Source organism: Spirosoma luteum DSM 19990, from assembly GCF_000374065.1.
Taxonomy (GTDB): Bacteria; Bacteroidota; Bacteroidia; order Cytophagales; family Spirosomataceae; genus Spirosoma; species Spirosoma luteum.
This window is the reverse complement of sequence record NZ_KB893311.1, coordinates 78,030-94,859: the sequence shown is the minus strand read 5'-3', so window position 1 is coordinate 94,859 and position 16,830 is coordinate 78,030. Positions and strand designations below refer to the sequence as shown.

At 52.7% G+C, this 16,830-nt stretch carries 21 protein-coding genes; 7 read left to right on the top strand and 14 right to left on the bottom strand.

From position 1 onward, the window contains the following. Window positions 1–104 precede the first annotated feature (104 nt). From B156_RS30020 to B156_RS0126320, 8 genes are all read right to left on the bottom strand, one after another. On the bottom strand, window positions 105–758 hold the full coding sequence (locus B156_RS30020) for a heavy metal-binding domain-containing protein (RefSeq protein ID WP_018622803.1): 654 nt from the start codon (window positions 756–758) through the stop codon (window positions 105–107). Window positions 759–914: 156 nt separating this feature from the next. Beyond that, a complete protein-coding gene (locus tag B156_RS30015; protein WP_018622801.1) occupies window positions 915–2,231 on the bottom strand; it encodes an efflux RND transporter periplasmic adaptor subunit in 1,317 nt (438 codons plus the stop codon). Next, the gene (locus tag B156_RS0126340; protein WP_018622800.1) at window positions 2,228–3,637 is read right to left on the bottom strand and encodes a heavy metal-binding domain-containing protein; all 1,410 of its coding nucleotides are present in this window, start codon (window positions 3,635–3,637) and stop codon (window positions 2,228–2,230) included. The genes B156_RS30015 and B156_RS0126340 overlap by 4 nt, the downstream gene beginning before the upstream one ends. Beyond that, complete coding sequence (locus B156_RS0126335; protein WP_018622799.1) at window positions 3,615–4,901, bottom strand: TolC family protein; 1,287 nt, start codon at window positions 4,899–4,901, stop codon at window positions 3,615–3,617. The genes B156_RS0126340 and B156_RS0126335 overlap by 23 nt, the downstream gene beginning before the upstream one ends. Further along, entirely contained in the window at window positions 4,852–6,804 is a 1,953-nt protein-coding gene (locus B156_RS0126330; RefSeq protein WP_018622798.1) for an efflux RND transporter permease subunit, read from the bottom strand. The genes B156_RS0126335 and B156_RS0126330 overlap by 50 nt, the downstream gene beginning before the upstream one ends. A gap of 2 nt (window positions 6,805–6,806) precedes the next feature. Beyond that, entirely contained in the window at window positions 6,807–8,207 is a 1,401-nt protein-coding gene (locus B156_RS0126325; protein ID WP_018622797.1) for an efflux RND transporter permease subunit, read from the bottom strand. 104 nt (window positions 8,208–8,311) lie between these two features. Further along, window positions 8,312–8,461 carry a hypothetical protein gene (locus B156_RS31640; RefSeq protein WP_157627193.1) on the bottom strand — a complete coding sequence of 50 codons (150 nt, stop codon included), beginning with the start codon at window positions 8,459–8,461 and terminating at the stop codon, window positions 8,312–8,314. 46 nt (window positions 8,462–8,507) lie between these two features. Continuing rightward, on the bottom strand, window positions 8,508–8,786 hold the full coding sequence (locus B156_RS0126320) for a DUF3347 domain-containing protein (RefSeq protein WP_018622796.1): 279 nt from the start codon (window positions 8,784–8,786) through the stop codon (window positions 8,508–8,510). 60 nt (window positions 8,787–8,846) lie between these two features. On the opposite strand from B156_RS0126320, the gene B156_RS0126315 reads away from it, so the two are divergent. Next, window positions 8,847–9,260, top strand: a complete 414-nt coding sequence (locus tag B156_RS0126315; RefSeq protein WP_026261081.1) for a helix-turn-helix domain-containing protein — start codon at window positions 8,847–8,849, stop codon at window positions 9,258–9,260. Next, window positions 9,254–10,177, top strand: coding sequence for an IS3 family transposase (locus B156_RS0126310; protein ID WP_018622794.1), 924 nt, complete (start codon window positions 9,254–9,256; stop codon window positions 10,175–10,177). The genes B156_RS0126315 and B156_RS0126310 overlap by 7 nt, the downstream gene beginning before the upstream one ends. A 38-nt stretch (window positions 10,178–10,215) precedes the next feature. Here the strand turns inward: B156_RS0126310 and B156_RS30010 are convergent, their stop codons facing one another. The 4 genes from B156_RS30010 to B156_RS0126290 all read right to left on the bottom strand — a co-directional run bounded on the left by B156_RS30010 (window position 10,216) and on the right by B156_RS0126290 (window position 12,334). Further along, the gene (locus B156_RS30010; protein ID WP_018622793.1) at window positions 10,216–10,422 is read right to left on the bottom strand and encodes a DUF3347 domain-containing protein; all 207 of its coding nucleotides are present in this window, start codon (window positions 10,420–10,422) and stop codon (window positions 10,216–10,218) included. An 88-nt stretch (window positions 10,423–10,510) separates the two neighbouring features. After that, window positions 10,511–10,972, bottom strand: coding sequence for an LURP-one-related/scramblase family protein (locus B156_RS0126300; RefSeq protein ID WP_018622792.1), 462 nt, complete (start codon window positions 10,970–10,972; stop codon window positions 10,511–10,513). 328 nt (window positions 10,973–11,300) lie between these two features. After that, on the bottom strand, window positions 11,301–11,747 hold the full coding sequence (locus B156_RS31165) for a hypothetical protein (RefSeq protein WP_084757900.1): 447 nt from the start codon (window positions 11,745–11,747) through the stop codon (window positions 11,301–11,303). Window positions 11,748–12,034: 287 nt separating this feature from the next. After that, window positions 12,035–12,334, bottom strand: coding sequence for a hypothetical protein (locus B156_RS0126290; protein ID WP_018622790.1), 300 nt, complete (start codon window positions 12,332–12,334; stop codon window positions 12,035–12,037). A 78-nt stretch (window positions 12,335–12,412) separates the two neighbouring features. On the opposite strand from B156_RS0126290, the gene B156_RS0126285 reads away from it, so the two are divergent. Next, entirely contained in the window at window positions 12,413–12,604 is a 192-nt protein-coding gene (locus tag B156_RS0126285) for a hypothetical protein (RefSeq protein WP_018622789.1), read from the top strand. Between the two features lie 76 nt (window positions 12,605–12,680). On the opposite strand, the gene B156_RS0126280 is transcribed toward B156_RS0126285, so the two are convergent. Further along, on the bottom strand, window positions 12,681–13,061 hold the full coding sequence (locus B156_RS0126280; protein ID WP_018622788.1) for a DUF6799 domain-containing protein: 381 nt from the start codon (window positions 13,059–13,061) through the stop codon (window positions 12,681–12,683). A gap of 128 nt (window positions 13,062–13,189) precedes the next feature. Here B156_RS0126280 and B156_RS30005 point away from each other — a divergent pair, with 128 nt between their 5' ends. The 3 genes from B156_RS30005 to B156_RS0126265 all read left to right on the top strand — a co-directional run bounded on the left by B156_RS30005 (window position 13,190) and on the right by B156_RS0126265 (window position 15,958). Next, the gene (locus B156_RS30005) at window positions 13,190–14,107 is read left to right on the top strand and encodes an IS982 family transposase (RefSeq protein WP_018622787.1); all 918 of its coding nucleotides are present in this window, start codon (window positions 13,190–13,192) and stop codon (window positions 14,105–14,107) included. Between the two features lie 891 nt (window positions 14,108–14,998). Further along, window positions 14,999–15,592: a hypothetical protein gene (locus B156_RS32355; RefSeq protein ID WP_245563848.1), complete on the top strand. Its 594-nt coding sequence runs from the start codon at window positions 14,999–15,001 to the stop codon at window positions 15,590–15,592. Window positions 15,593–15,622: 30 nt separating this feature from the next. Then, on the top strand, window positions 15,623–15,958 hold the full coding sequence (locus B156_RS0126265) for a metal-sensing transcriptional repressor (protein WP_018622785.1): 336 nt from the start codon (window positions 15,623–15,625) through the stop codon (window positions 15,956–15,958). 258 nt (window positions 15,959–16,216) lie between these two features. On the opposite strand, the gene B156_RS0126260 is transcribed toward B156_RS0126265, so the two are convergent. After that, on the bottom strand, window positions 16,217–16,717 hold the full coding sequence (locus B156_RS0126260) for a cytochrome c biogenesis protein CcdA (RefSeq protein ID WP_425423320.1): 501 nt from the start codon (window positions 16,715–16,717) through the stop codon (window positions 16,217–16,219). On the opposite strand from B156_RS0126260, the gene B156_RS32690 reads away from it, so the two are divergent. Next, window positions 16,686–16,829, top strand: coding sequence for a hypothetical protein (locus B156_RS32690; RefSeq protein ID WP_425423322.1), 144 nt, complete (start codon window positions 16,686–16,688; stop codon window positions 16,827–16,829). The two genes, B156_RS0126260 and B156_RS32690, sit on opposite strands and share 32 nt — an antisense overlap. Window position 16,830 lies beyond the last annotated feature (1 nt).

Below are 16,830 nucleotides of genomic sequence, written 5' to 3'. Positions count from 1 at the left end.
CTGGTGATCCTCACCTGAAGTATGAATCCTACAATCATGATAAGTGCCGAGACCAATGAGGCAATGAGGCTGATGATTTGCCTTTTGCTTTAACTGGTTAGTGGTTAATTGTCTCCTTTTACAAGAGCCATTCCGCATTTAGGGCAATTGCCTGGCTTGTCTGATTTTACTTCCAAATGCCTGGGGCATGTGTAAGTTGCATTCCCCCTATTTTCTTTTGATTTGGAATTCCTCTGTCGCATACGCATCATTGGTATAACACAAAAAACAAGTAGCGGCAACACGGTGAATTGCAGCACGGGTATCAGGCCCACATTCACCCATAGAAGCATAGGCATGGCATCAGTATACGACCAGCTACCCCTTGCCGTATGAATCTTTTCAGCCACAATGGCACCCGCCCCTCCGGCAAGGGTCAGTAGTGCAACCCGAATCGGTGTCAAATTTTGCGTCCATCCTATCTCCCCATAGACCAGTACAAAGCCGTAGAAGAGTATCAAAACCATTACCACATCCGCTACAGAGGCCAGCGCACAGAAAGATATATGCTTCCAGTCGTACTGGTAGCCTACATACAGGAAACCCTGCGAAACTTCCCAAAGAAAATTCAATAGAAAAGCCAGCCCGGCTACCAAAACTATATACTTCCGGTAAGCAAACTTGTTGGGAACTCGTCGGAAAAAATACAGATAAGCTACAATCACCAGAAATAAGGCGATACCAGGAACCAGAAACAAACCGGGATTAAGTACTTGCATTTACGTTTTGTTGCTGATTTTTTTGACAAACCAAATCGACAGAAGTATCAGAACCAGAAGAAATACTCCGCCAGTCACCATTCCCAGGCCCATAAAGCCTTTCGTAGTATCCATCATGTTGTTCATCGCGCCATTCGGATTTCAGTTAGCAGTTCCTCACATCTTCATGCCAGCCATAGGCGCTGGATTCGATTCGATGGTGGGCGTTGTTTTTACGCCCTCGGTATCCGGTTGTTTCGTGAACGGGTTAATGCCTTTTTTTAAGACCATTTCGCTGTACAGCAGATACGCCCCCGACATGGCCACGGTTTCATCGCCGGTTAGGCCCCCGGTGATGGCCACACGCTCGTCGGTTTCGGTGCCCAGCTGCACCCGGCGCGGCTGGAAGGTGTTGGTGTCGGTCTGCACAAACACCACCGCCCCTTCACCAGCGCGAACAACAGCCGTGGTGGGAAGGGTTATTCCTTTTTGAACCCCGTGCCGGAGGGTCACCCGTGCCTGCTGCCCCGGCTGAAGCTGCCCACCCGGATTGGGCAGCACCGCCCGTAGGGTTAACACCTGACTCCCGGCGCGGTATTCGGGATTGATAAACGCTACCCGCGCCATGAGTGGCTGCGAATTCTCGCTGCCTACTACGACCACCGGCACCCGGTCGCCTACTTTTACGTAGCCCGATTCGCCCGCGTACAACTCGGCTTCGACCCATAGCTGGCTCAGGTTCACTAACCGGTACAGCAATGCGCCCTCGGCCACGTACTGTCCTTCGCTAACGGCTACCTCCGTAACCGTACCACCCGCCGGGGCCACGAACGGAATGCGCGGCTGCACTTTTTTGGTGCTGGCCAGTTGGGTAATCTGCGCCGGGGTCATGCCGTAGAGCCGGAGTTTCTGCTCGGCGGCCTGCCGGAACTGACTGTATTTTTTCTCCGCTGGAAAGGCCGCTTCCTGCGCCAGAGCCACCAGGTACTCCTGCTGGTCGGTAAGAAGAGGTTCGCTGTAAATCTCGTACAGCACCTGCCCTTTGCGGATAGCCTGACCGGTTTCTTTCACGTACAGCCGGTCGATGCGACCCGCCACGCGGCTGCTGATGACATCGGTTTTCTCCTGGTCGGCGGCCAGGCGGGCGTTCAGCACCGTCGCGTTACCGATGCTGCCGCTCGATACGGGCTGCACCCGCACATTGGCAAGCTGCATCTGGCTTTCGCTCAGCACGAGGGTGGTATTCGCTGAGCCATTCTTTTTGATGGGTACCAGGTCCATGCCACAGATGGGACAGGAACCCGGCGCGTCCTGCACAATCTGGGGGTGCATGGGGCAGGTGTACTGCGTACCGGCCGGATGCTGACGGCCTTCAGTATGCCCGCTCAGGGCCACCGTCGAGTCGGCCGTTTGCGCGTTATCGCCCTGCTTCGTGCAGGAGACAAGCGTCAGCAACAGCAGAAACCCGGCACTTAATTGAATGAGCGTCTTCATTTTTTGGTAGTTACGTTAACAAAGCTTTCGCTGTCGATTAAAAACTGGGCGTTCTCCGCTACGGCCTGGTCAGCGGTCAGTCCGCCCGTGATGGCAATCTGGTTACCCGCCTGCGGGCCGGTCTGCACCCGAACGGGTTGGAAAATACCCGCCCCGGTTTGCAAAAAAGCGACCTGTTCATTCCCTAAATCCAGCACCGCTGCGGCCGGAAGCCACAGCCCCCTGGTGGCCGGTTGTTGAATTTTGGCGTGGGCCAACTGCCCCACGCGGGTGTTGGCTCCACCGGGTAAGTACACCCGAATCGTCGTAAAGCGAGTACCATTTTCTAGAAACGGCACCACCAAACTGACCCGCGCCTTCAGGGGAGCCTGCCGGGTTTGGTCGAAGGTGATGGTCAGTGGGTCACCGGTTTTGATATCAGTAGCATCGCGGGCGTAAAGCCGGAACTCGGCCCACAGTTTACCGGCGTTGACCACCCGAAACAGGGTTTGCCCGGTGGTTACGTACTGCCCCTCGCGCAGCAACAACGGCGATGGGCTACCCATATTTTCCGACGCGGGCGCGGGCTGAGAAAAGGTAATTTCGTCCGTACCACTGCTCATCCCCCCCCCCATTCCTCTGCCCGACGGGGTCCCCATGCCGGGTTGGGTAGGTGCGTCTGGCGGGGGAGCCGTTGCTTCTACCACGTAGCCATCGTAGGGGCTGAATACGGCCAGGGAATAACTTGGTTTGTGTGTGTTGACGAGACCCGAAATCTGTCCGTCCGTTACGCCCAGCAGCCGTAGTTTTTGCTTCGCTGCGGCAATCAGGGGCGCGTTGGTGGCATCGGATTCGAGCAGGTAAATCAACTCCCGCTGCGCCGTTACGATGTCGGGGCTGTAGAGTTCCAGGAGTTTCTGCCCTTTGCGAACGGGCTGGTAGTTATAGCGGACGTAGAGTTTCTCGATGCGCCCCCCAAACCGGGCCGGAATGGTGTACAGTCGGCGGGTGTCGTAGGTGACGATGCCGTTGGCATCGACGGCAACGGGTTCATTGCGCCGTTCGGGATGCACGGTACCAATGTTGGCCACCACCACCGAATTGGTCGGCTTAAGCAAGGCGTTCAGGCCGGCCCCTACCGCCATGCTGTCGCCAACACCGGCGGGGTGCTTTTTGACCAGGTCCATGCCGCAGATGGGGCAGGAACCCGGCGCGTCCTGCACAATCTGGGGGTGCATGGGGCAGGTGTATTCGGCGGCTTCACCCGCGTGGTTATGCGCGGGCCGGTCGCTGGTGATGGGATTAGCCGGGGACTGGCTCTCCTTATTCTCGGTGCCCGACTGGCAGCCAGAGAGGGTTACCAGTACCAGCCCTAACACCCAACCGGGAAGCCAAAATTCGGGTTTATTTCTCCAGTTCTTTTTCATAACTCACAATCATGCGGTAGTAATCCTGCAACCGGGTCAGGTAGTCCATCTGGGTCATGTTCAGCGTTTCCCAGGCATCAATAACCAGGGGCAACTCACCCTTATTCTGCTCGTAAGCAATCAGTTGGGTGTCGTAGTTCCGGCGCAGAGCCGGAATAATCCGGGTCTCGTAATTGCTCAACTGCGTTTTCAGGGTACGGATATCGGTGAGCGTTTGAGCCACCATCCCCTGCGTGTCGTTGAGCATGCCGGCGCGTTCGGACCGCATCGCGTCGATGTCCAACTGCATTCCTTTTATCTCGGCTTTGTAACCGCGGGCAGCCCAGGGCACAATCGGAATCGAAATCATGCCCATCAGCGTAAATTGCTGGGGCATCAGGCTGACCGGCCCCACAAACGGCAAAAAATGGGTGAAGTTGAGCCTGAAGTCGGGCCGGGCGCGGGCTTTCTGTGCTTCGATGCCCGCCTGCATACTCAGAATCTGCTTGTCTACGCGCTTAATGTCGGAGCGGGCTTCGCCAATTTCATCCGTCGTGGGCAGGGTCAGCAGGGGTTCTTCCGGGCGGTTGGTGGTGTCGATTTGAAACGTATCCGTTTTGGGGCGGTTCATCAGCGTATTCAGCCCGATACGTTTACGGGCTGCGGTACTTTCGTTCATTAGCAGCATATTGACCAGTTCTTCGAGCCTACCCTGTGCTTTATAGATACTGCCCAGACTTCCTTGCTGATAGGGGTAGCGGATGTCGGCTAACTTCTTGGCCAGTTGCAGAATGCGCTGATTTTCGAGGAGGATCGCTCGTTGTTTTTCCAGCACGAGCCAGTCGTAATACAGTTGCCGGGCATCGTTGCGAAGCTGGTTGAGCGTAACCCCCCGTGCCGCTACGTCGATGGCTGCTTTCGACTGCTGATACGTTTGCTCTGCCCGCTGCCGGGCGGCATTGGGAATCGTTTGCTCGGCCACCACGATCAGACTGCCCCGGTTGCTTCCTTCCGCGAGCGATTGTCCCGGATAGGGCACCCGAAACGTACCTAAGCCCACCATGGGCGCCATCCAGCTACGCGCGCCCTCGGCGTAGGCACGAGCCGCGGCCGCCCGACTGCCAAACGGTTTCAGCAGCGGATTGTCCTGGTTGATACGCACCAGAATGCTGTCGAGCGGCAGCACGGGCTGCGCTTGGAGGGAGAGGGTCGTGAGCAGGAGAAACAAAACCCCCTCAATGCGACGCTTCCAGTACGTCGAGCTTACCAAATTTGCGAAGTTCATATTCTTTCGTGAGTAAGAAAATTAAGGGGGTCACCAGCAGGATATGGGTCGAAGAGGTCAGAACGCCCCCTATCATGGGCAGCACGATGGGCAGCATCACGTCACTCCCCACGCCGGTGGACCACAGCACCGGCACCAGGCCAAACAGGGCCACCGAAACGGTCATGATTTTGGGCCGGAGTCGTTTGGCCGCGCCATTGATTACGGCTTCTCGCAGGTCGTCGCGGGTGATGGTGTCGCGTGAGTTGCCCTGCCGGGCCACGAGTTGCTTCATAGCATCGTTAAGGTAAATAACCATCACCACGCCCGTTTCTACGGCAATGCCGAACAGCGCGATAAAGCCCACCGCGACAGCCACCGACAGGTTTACGCCGTAGAAATAAACCATGTAGGCTCCGCCGATGAGGGCGAAGGGAATGGTAATCAGGCTCAGAAACGCTTCCCGAGCCGAGCCGAAGGCCAGGTACAACGAGAGGAAAATGACGATTAACACCACCGGGGCAATGATGAGCAGGGTACGCTGCCCGCGAATCAGGTTTTCGTACTGCCCGCTCCACTCCAGAAAGTAGCCGTTGGGCAGTTTTAGAGTCTGGTCGACTTTGGCGATGGCTTCCTGCACGGTGCTACCCAAATCGCGGTCGCGGACGTTGAACATGACGGCGCCCCGCAGCAGCGCATTATCCGACGAGATCATGGGCGGGCCATTCTCAAACTGGATCGTGGCCACCGCCGAGAGCGGGATGGTTCCCAAAGCGGCCGTCGCGATGGGAATGCGCCGGATGCGCTCCACGCTGTTGCGGTAATCCTGCGCCAGCCGGACGTTGATGGAGAATCGCCGGCGGCCTTCGATGGTTTGCCCGATGGGGGAGCCGCCAATGGCTGATTCAACCACGTTGTTTACATCGTCCACGTTCAGCCCGTAGCGGCCCAAAGCCTCCCGGTTAATATCGACGGTGAGGTATTTGCCGCCCGTGACGGGTTCGACGTACAGGTCTTTGATACCCGGTATGCCCTGCAAGGCGGCTTTTACCTGCTCCGATACGGCGTAGATACTGTCCAGCGATTGCCCGTGTACTTTGATGCCTACATCGGTACGGATGCCTGTAGACAGCATGTTGATCCGGTTGATGATGGGCTGCGTCCAGCCGTTGACTACGCCCGGAATCTGGAGTTTGTCATCCAGTTCATTGATGAGGTCGCGCTTGGTCAGCCCCGCCCGCCACTCAGACTTGGGCTTTAGCTGAATGATCGTTTCAATCATGCTGATGGGCGAGTTATCGGTAGCCGTGGAGGCCCGGCCCGCTTTACCCAGCACCTGCCTCACCTCCGGCACCGACTTGATAATCTTGTCCTGCACCTGCAAAATGCGCTTTACTTCGGCGTTGGAAATGTCGGGCAGGGTGACGGGCATAAACAGGATGCTTTGCTCATCCAGGGGCGGCATGAACTCCGACCCCAGACTCATCAGCATCGGTATGCTTATGGCCAGGGCCAGCAGGTTGATGGCAATGGTCGTTTTGCGCCAGCGCATGACCCAGCGAATCACCGGCTCATAGACCCGTTCGAGAAAGCGGTTGATGGGGTTGGCGTGGTCGTCCTTGAAGCGGCCCTTCATGAAAATCGACAGCATAACCTGGGCCAGCGTGATAACCAGAAACGCATCCACCAGCAGGATAAACGTTTTGGTCCAGGCCAGCGGGTGAAACAGTTTGCCTTCCTGACCGCTGAGCAGAAAAACGGGCAGAAACGACGTGATGATGATAATCGTGGAGTAGAACACGCCCCGCGATACCTGAATGCTCGACCGCTCGATGATGGCGATACGTTCCTCGTCCGGTATGTCGACGTAGTTCTTCGGCCCGAACATGGGCTTGCTAAACCAGCTTTTTAATTTCTTTATCATGGTTAGTCGTGCGTTTGGGGGGTGGGTTTCGGTTTGGGTACTCCCGTTGTTATCCCGGCAGAACCGGTACCGGTTGTGTGGGGTACTGCCCCATTTTTCGGTTGCTTAACCGACACCTGCCGGTCGCGTTCGGCGGTGAGTTCGGCCTGCCGGATGGCGAGGTTTCGGTAGGCGTTTTCAGCCATAATGATGCCATTGTCCACAATCACGCCGATGGCCAGCGCAATGCCCGTGAGAGACATGATATTGGAGGAAATATCGAAGGCATTGAGCAGAATAAAACTCGTAGCAATGGTGATGGGAATCTGAATGATGATGCTGATAGCCGACCGCCAGTGCAGCAGAAACAGAAATACCACCAAGGAGACCACAATCATCTCTTCGATGAGCGTGTGCGTGATGGAGTTGACCGATTCCTGAATTAATCCGCTGCGGTCGTAAACGATGTTGAAACTGACCCCATCGGGCAGGCCCTTCGCTACTTCGATCATTTTCTTCTTGACATTCGTAATGACGGCGTCGGCGTTTTCACCGTAGCGCATCACCACAATGCCACCCACGGCTTCGCCCGTGCCATTGAGGTCGAAAATGCCAAGCCGGGTTTCACCAGTCATCTGTACGGTGGCTACGTCGGCCACGCGCACCGGCACACTGTTGACTGTTTTGAGCGGGATGTTCTGAATCTGTTCGACGGACTGTAAGTACCCCGTAGTTTTGATGATGTAGCCAATGCCGCTCATCTCAAACTTACGCCCGCCCGCTTCGTTGTTGTTGGCCCGAACGGCCCCAATCACCTGCGGCACCGACAGGCCGTAGTAGGTCAGTTTGTTGGGGTCGAGCGTCACCTGGTACTGCTTCTGGAACCCACCGAACGACGCGATTTCGGCCACGCCCGGCACGTTTTGTAACCCGAACTTAATGTACCAGTCCTGAATGGCCCGCTGCTCGCCGAGGTCGATGCCCGGTGCGTTGAGCGTGTACCAGAGGATGTGACCCACGCCCGTTCCGTCGGGGCCGAGAGTAGGCGTTACGCCACCGGGCAGCAGCCGGGCCGCGTAGTTTAGTCGCTCCAGCACCCGCTCCCGCGCCCAGTACACATCCGTGGCGTCATTGAAGATGATATACACGAAACTCATGCCGAACATGGAGGTGCCCCGCACGTATTTCACTTGGGGCAACCCCTGCAAATTGGTCACGAGCGGGTAGGTTATCTGATCTTCGATGAGTTGCGGGCTACGGCCCATCCACTCGGTGAAGACGATAACCTGATTCTCCGAGAGGTCGGGGATGGCGTCGATTTTGCTCGTTTTTACCGAGTACACCCCCCAGCCGAACAGCCCGGCGGCCAGCAGCAGCACGATGAATCGGTTACGCAGCGAGAATTTTATCAGGCCTTCTATCATAATGCGTTGTCCGATACGTCGGACCATTTTAATCTTTTCATTATCGTTTCGCTGGTCCGTTAGCGGGGCAATGCCGTAATTTTTCAGGGCTGGCCCAATAGAGGTTACATGGATGTCGATTGTTCAGCCGTCGCCCGCCCCAGTCCTACCTCCGTAAGGGTGTCGCTCAGCCGCCCCGGTTCGCCCCGTACCGAAGAGGCAGCGGGCAAAATCCAGGCTCCTGCTCGTAGATTTACGGTACGGCTATCGGTCACAATTGCGTTGGAAACAGCCTGTGCGCTGTTTAAAGCGCGGTCTGCCTTAAATTTCTTCCTTCACTGATCCACATTTGAGCATTTTTTCACCGTAGTACGGATTACGAACGTCTCTGGAATCGCTCAGCCAGGAAGCGTTCTTCATGGGGCAGTATTGCACGTAGGCTTTTGCCGGTTTGGCAGCCCTGGTCACGGCTATCATACCCGTCGAAAGGGCAGCAAACTCTTCCCGTTGCGCCACTACGCTGCCCAACTTGCTTATGCTGAGTGCTTTGGTCTTAACCAGGGTGAAGGCTTTTTTGTTAGCGGCCGATAGGCTAGCCATCGGTATCATGTTCAGGGCCTTGACTTGTCCTGAAAAATATTGACCATAAACAGTCAATTTATGGACAGGCTCGTTAAGCTACGCATGAAACAGCCAGAAGGTGTCATGCGGCAAATTGTCGCCCAAATTCTGCTCGGTCAGCTCAACATTGACCAAGCCGCTGAACGACTGAAAGTCAATCGTCAGACGGTGCAGCGCTGGATGAAGAAAATTGAAGAGGAGGCCGAAGCCAGCCAGCAAACGGCTGCCATCGACATCGATCAGCCCCCGCCCCCAAGGTCAGCCAGGCCCGCTAAGCCAAAGACAAAATCACAGGTTGATGAATTGCGTGCTAAGGTACTGACCCTGGAAGAGCAGTTGGAAGAGGCCAACTTCAAGGCACTTTACTATTCAACTTTAGTTCGAATCGCTAAACACGAACTGGGGGTGGACATCGAAAAAAAGTCCGTTACCAAGCCATCCGGTTCATGCTGACGAATCATCCTAACATCGCGATTCGGCGGCTGGAAGATGTGCTTGGTTTTACCCGGCAGGGCTATTACCAATATTGGCAACGGCAAAATGAGGGGGTAGACGATGACTTAAATGTATTGCGTCTGGTCAGGCCTATTCGTCGCCTACATCCGCGGATCGGCGGACGAAAACTGTATTATTTGTTGCAGCCTGAATTTTTGGAAAGGGGAATAAAATTGGGTCGGGATGCCTTTTTCGAGCTATTAGCCAGGCATAAGATGCTGATTAGAAGGCGTCGACGAAAAGTAAAGACCACCTTTTCGGGGCATCCGTTTCGTAAATATCCCAACCTGATCAAGAACTTAGTGGTGGACAGGCCTAACCAATTGTGGGTATCGGACATCACTTATTGGTTTACTCAGGGTGGATGCTTGTATATTTCGTTGGTAACCGATGCCTATTCCAAACGAATCATGGGGTATAGTGTAGGTTCATCGTTGGGTGCTGTTCATTGTAAAGCGGCTTTGGAAATGGCCCTCAAGAAGATAAAGAAGCGAACGGCCAAAGCCTTGATTCACCATTCTGATCGGGGCCTTCAGTATTGCAGCGCTATCTACATTGGGTTGCTAAACAACTATCATGTACAAATCAGCATGACTGAGACGGGTGATCCGCTAGAGAACCCGATTGCGGAGCGGGTGAATGGCATTTTAAAGAATGAGTACCTGGCTCATCGAGCGGTGTACTCGTTAGCCCAAGCCGAGTTGGTCTTGGAGCAAGCCGTTTTTCTGTACAACTATAAGCGACCCCACCTGAGCTGTGATATGCTGGTTCCGGACCAGGCTCACAAAGGGGAAGTAAAGTTGAAGCGAAGGTGGAAGAATTATTATCCCAAAAGGCAGGTGAGGGATGTGGCAGATGGCGAAAATAGGGTATAAATTAGTGGTCAACAAAAAGATGGATAACCAATAAACGGTCAACACTTTTCAGGACGGGTCACCTTGACTAATTCATCCGCTTTACGTTTAGCTTTAGCTGCGTCGTCGGCAACCAACGCATCTTTCACCCCATAGTAGGCCCTCAGTACCGGAGCCGTAGATTGAGCCAGGCTCGACTGGGCTAACGAGGTTAGTGAGAAAAAACAGATGACCGGAATGGCCAGTAGGAATCGGATCGGTTTCATAAGTTGCTGAACTCGTTTTTTTAAAATGAAATTTTCGCCTGGGTCGGGACTTGTCACCGACTGAAGGGTTCATGGAGGGATGGCCGCCTTAGTTAGGGCGGTGTGTTCGACTATTGAGTCCATTGTTGGAACAATGGAGGGCGCAGGCGCTGCCTTTGTAGCTGTCGTAAACGTTGCCGATCTTGTTGCCTTTACCGTCGAAGATGTCACAGGTTTTATCGGCCTTATCCCGAATGGTAAACAGCAGTTCACCCTCCGCGTTAGCATAGGTTTTGCCGTTTTTACCCATACGACCCATCTTCTTGCCGGTTTTTGCGTCCACTAAGTTGCCCTGTCCATCGACGAAGGCAATCTTCTGACCCTTCGCGTCTTTAACAAGCTGGTCTTTTGTGATTAGTCCAATCGACGTTCTGCCATTGTCTTTAATCGTCCCGTTGTGGTCAATGGTAAAGGGTTGCTTGTAGTTAGCGGTTTGAGCCATAATTGAAACCGTGGTCAGTAATAGGGCGGCTAACAAAGCGAACCGTGTTTTTTTAAGGAATTTTTGCATGATAGTACACTGGAATGAGTTAAAAAGAATGAAGTATGTACCCCGCTGCGCTTGTCCTGATTCATGGATGACATCAATTAGGCTTACTGAGAAAGGGGCTCACAGGGCTTTTGCCAATGGGGAAACGAGCCTTGAAGTCACCCCGACCTGGATGTGATTTACAACAGAACAGGTTAACCAAAACTGTGTTTCGGGGGAAAAAGTAGGTGGTAGATAGTCCAAAAGGGGACGTTATCTCACCGGTCCGGTCACTGTGATCCAGATTGTTCCGAAAGGACGCAGGTATCCCTTGGGCATACGATAGCCAAGGAAACAGGTCAACAGTGGCTCAGATAAGCCAGGTACAGAGAGAAGTAAGTCGATACCGGCTGCTTCGGGAAAGCGGGTCATCGGCAGGCGAGTGAGCTACCGGCAACCTGTCGGTTGGTACCATAGCCGCCAGCAGTAAGCGGAACTCATGATTGGCAATAAAATCGGCGGGCTGAGGAGCCGCAACCGGGTGTTGATCTACGATAAAGGAACTTACGTCGAGGTGCTGGTAGGAAAGGGTCACTTTACAGCAGGGCATTTTTTTGAGCGGGTGTCCTGCCGAAACCGGATCTGATACTGCGCCTGACTGACACGATGAAGCACAGGCTTCTTTAACCAGTGAGAATGACTTAGTGTGTCCCCGCATCTGACACCAATGGTCAGCCATACCAAAGCCCGTGCTGCCAAGCAGAACCACAAGGGCCAGCCAACAGCAAATCAGACGAGTATGGAACGGGATTTTCATTCGATTGGATTTTAGTTCTGCAAACTTACCGCCTTTGTCTAACAAATGTGTTATAGGATTCGGGCAAGACTTTACAAAATTTATAGACACAGGCTATGTTGGGACTGTACAATTCACGCAGCGGGGAATGAAAAAGGGTTTAACTCATCCGGGAATGCGGAAGCCACCCCGATGGCCGGTATGAAGACGTAATTTAATTGCTTGATTGAGAAGAAGGAGAGCAATGGCGGGTAAATTCTCGGGATTCGGGGTTCCACCTTGCGGCCAGCTCCCAACGAATCAGTCGATTACGTAGCCGAAGCTGACTGGGTGGTTTTACGCCTTGTGCGGTACAAGCTCAGGCTATAAATCAAAATCGGCAAAATTGTAAACTGCAACACGGGACTAAGGCCAACCCCAATGCCCGGAAGAAGGGGCATGTTCTTCGTGTAAGACCAGTTCCCCGCTGACAGATGAGCGAGTTCAGACACGGTAGCACCTAAGCCACCGACCAGCATTACGGAAAAAATTTGAAGAGGCGTTACGCCTTCAATCCATAAGCCCTGTCGGTAGATTAGTGAAAAGCCAACGTACAGCAAAAGGGCCATGATCGTATCCGCCAGCGAGGCCAGGGCTAAAAAAGCAATGTACGGTCCCTCCTAAACCAACCCTTTGTACAAGGTGCAATGGCTCAGTTCCCAACCATAATTGAGCAAAAAGGCAAGCACGATTACGGGGCCGATGAAGTGCTTAAAGGCTTGCTTATCGGCCGCTTTTTGACAAAAAAGATCAATAAGGACACGACTACGATCAGGGGAGTAACGGGCACGACAAACATGCCTGGCTTCAAATCAATCATTTTTTTTATGGTGAATTAACTCGAATGCCACCCTCAGCAGCGTTTCGATAGGATCGGCTTATGTCCTGGCGAGACGCTGCTTGGGAGTGGTTATGCTATGACTTATCCTTACCCATTTTGTGGCCGGATTTCATTTTGCCTTCTTTCATCATTTTATCCATGGTCGTCATGCGCCCGTCCATCATCATGCACTGACCTTCTTTCATGGCCATTTTAGTGCCGTCTTTCTTCATGCAGGTACCGTCTTTCATGCACATGGAGCCGTCACTCATAGTCATATCTTCGGTCATAGCCATCATCTTGCCGTCTTTCATCATCATCATCTTGCCGTCTTTCATCATCACGCAGTCCTGGGCCATCCCGTTGGACTTTGTGGTGCTGTTAGTCGACTTGGAGTGTGCCGTACTTTGTGCTTGTGCTGTGCTGATGAATCCGATCAATAGCATCAGGATAAAAACGTTCATTAGATTTTTCATGAGATTTATCTTAATTAACGCGAACTATGGGATTGATGTGCTGATAAACAGCTATTTAAAGTACATATGAGCCGAAAAAGGTAGTTTTGGGTGCTAACCAATCAAAACCTACCAAATCTCGAACTCATATGCTGACCGAAATCTACGTTGATATCGATGACTTTTGCAAAGCTAAGATGCAGTTGATCGCTAAAGCCCTACACCACTGCGGGGCCTATAAGAAGCTCCATCCCAGCCAACTCTCACTCAGTGAAGTGATGACTATTTTGGTGTACTACCATCTGAGTCCCTACAAAAACTTCAAAGCCTACTATACCCGCCACGTTAGTGAGGATCTCAAACGAGACTTCCCAGACCTGATCAGTTATGATCGTTTCGTGGCCCTTATCCCTCGTACCTTGATCCCCCTGATGTTGTATATGGCTTACCGTTGCCAGCGCAGTTTACGAACGGGGATCTACTATATCGATTCAACACCTGTGACTGCTTGCCATCCTAACCGTGCCCACCAGCATCAAACCCTGAAGGGTTTTGCCAGTTGGGGAAAAACGTCGGTAGGCTGGTTTTTTGGCCTTAAAGTCCATCTGTTAATCAACCATTTAGGCCAACTTGTCCATGTCCGTATAACCGACGGCAGTACCCATGATGCCAACCCTAAGCTACTTTTTGAGCTAACCCACGATGTGGTGGGTTGGGTATTTGGGGACAAAGGCTATCTACTCAATACGGAAAAACAAGCCTTTGTCGAACATCAGGGTCAGGTTATCTTCGCGGCCAAACCCCGTAAAGGGATGGCCAAAGCCGACTGGCCCCTGGCGGCTAAAGCATGGGCTAAAAAGCGGAGCCTGATTGAGACGGTCATTGGTCAAAGCAAGGCTGTCTGTAATTTAGAACACACCCGCCATCGGTCGGCGACCAATGCGTTTGTGAACGTCTACGCGAGTCTGATTGCTTACTCATTTTACGAGCGTAAACCTGTGGCTAAGGTCGATTTGAGTAATCGCTTACTAATGGCAGGTGAACCAAATTGGGCATTAGCGGCCTAGAAAACAATCTCATAGTTCACGTTTAATTAGTTATCATAATGTAACAGATACTATCATTAAAGGTTTAGTTTGAGGTTTTCAGTAGGATAGCGAGCAGCAACCGTAACTACGACCATCGACTGGTAATGGGTTATTAGTACGTGGTTCCAGATGTGTAGATAGTGGATAGGCGATGGAAAATTACGGAAAGTTACGCCGACGCAATCCGTTGTGTGAGAGACTTCTTGCTGTTCCGTTTTAGTGAAGAGATCGGCGCGCCACCACCATTGGGTTAGCCCGCTCATCAAGATGTTCTTGGTAAATTAACACGACCAGTGATTTAATTTTTGGACGTTGGTTTACCAGCCAACAAACTACTCCATCTGATTGGCGTGTTATGGCTAATATCAGTTGATTGTTTGCACTTAACGGTACTGTTAAGCAGATCCATTTGTCGGCTCAACAGCAACCAGGTTAGGGGAGTATACGGAAAATCACAAAGCCAACTTGCCGACACAAACAACGCATCTAGCTCTTTGTCAGTTAAGCTCTTAGACTGAAAATTGCCGTTGGTTTCCATCGTACACTATAATTTACGATAAAGTTAAAGGAAATATTTTTCAACTGTTTTGTAAATTTATCAGCGATCCTTACAACATTATAAGCGAAACGGTACCCGTTTGCTGGGTGCCGGGCACAGACCCCAACCGTTTCCCTGACGGCTGCTTACCGAGAAACTTTATCCTGTACTAACGCCATTTGCTAATTAGTTTGGTTTGTACCGACAACCGACCCGCCTGTATACTCTCGCGGGTAGCCCCTCCAAACTAACAATCTTACAAGTCCATAAGGCGAACTTCTTTTTGGGCTTGTCGTTGTAATGACGAGTTCCCGTACCAAAAAAATCAAATAATGACCAATACATTTACTCAAAAAATTTGCGCGGTTCTGATTGGAGTTACTATTTGTTCTTCTTGCAGCCGTCCAGTTGCTAGTTTTCAGCGTGGAGCTTTCTCGGCCTCCGCTCTGCCTAAAACTCAACCAGTGGTCATCGCCAACCCTGTACAGGTCGTTGCAACACCAATAAGGACTCGAATGCCGGTTGAGGCAGCCCCTGTACAGATTGAAGCCCACCTCCCACAGGAGGGTAAATTGGCAACAGCCACAAAGCTGAACGAACGTATGGCCCGGGTAACGTATCGGTTAATCCCCCAAACGCTCAAACCGACGGCGTCTCAATCCCCTCACAAAGCGACTTTTGTTGAAGGATTGATGCTCAGAAAAGTGAATAAAAGAATTGGCCAGCATCTGGCACCCAGCAACCCGGAGAAGGTACTGGTTGCTAACCGGGCACGTTTGATTAGCGGCCTTGTTCTGCTACTTGGGGGGATAGTGCTGATTATAATGGGTAATGGCCAGCAATTAAATGGCACTATTGGTTTTATTGGTTTGTTTGTCCTGCTGTTCGGTATCGTTGGCGTGATACTTGGTCTTTTTGGGGACTAACCAACGCAGGATTATAGACAAGACACCATTATGATTTCAACCGACCTGCTCAACGAGTTTAAGCCCGCTCTGGCTACAGCCATTGGCCAGCTTCAATCGGTGCTACGCTCAGCGAAAGAAAGTAGCGATCCCGAAGCGGAACTGCTCCAGCTTAAAGCAGCCCAGGCGCTGCTCTCGAAGAGCGTATTGTTACTGCTTGATGATGTGTATCGCAAGGCGATGGCGGAAAAAATCTCTTTCGCCTTACAGAATTGCCCAGGAAGTTGCGGGCAGGAAGAACTGATCGAGCGGTTGCGGAGTATGTTTCCTAACATCCCCCTAGATGAGGTACCCCGGCGGTTGAAAGAGGCCGAAGCGGTCGAGTAACACCTGAAAAAAATATTATTGGAAAAACAGTTGGAGCCCCCTCCATCCCCCTTCCCATCTTTGTAACGAATTCATCCTAACGCGTAAAAAAAGGTCTAAAGAAATCATGATGGCTTCCGTAGCCACGATGTTGACATTGAACGGTTTCACCGGCCCAAGTAAAACCTGCTCGTTGCAGGCTACCGGGGGTAGCAGATTGATGAGCCGTTACCAGGTCGCTCAAGCCTGAAGTCAAGTGAGTCTGGTTAGAACGTGGCGTTAACCAATCAGACTCAGAAAAGTCTGCGTGTAGTAATAGCAAACGAACAGCAGCGCTCCCCCACTGATAAACTGAATGCTGCGCCGGAGCCAGGTGAGTCGGGCAAAACGAGCCACGGCTCCGGCGAAAAAGCCCACCACTAAAAAAGGCAGCCCCCGGCCGATGCCGAAGGCGAGGGCCAGCACAAACCCGTACACCGGACTGGCCGTGGCCGCAGCGACTGATAACAGCAGCATCAACGGAGCGGCCGACGTGCCCAAACTAAAGATAAAGCCGTAGACAAAGGCCCCACCAACCCCCGGTTTGCGGAGACCCGCTAACTGGGTTTCGCTCAGGCGCGGGCCGTAAAACGACAGTCCGGCCGCCAGCAGGGATATAACCGCCATCCCCAGCGCCCAGTAAGTCCCGAATGATTCGGTCAGGATGGCACCCATTCGACCGGCCAGCGCACCCAGTAGCATTAGATTTATGACGATACCGCCGAAAAAAGCAGCCGCGATGCGAAAGCCCTGCTGGCTGGCGTTATTTTGGCTGCTGCTACTGACCAAACCCGCCATGCCCTACCGGCAGAGTACAGGGGCACACCCCGCTGGCCACGACACCGGCGATTAGG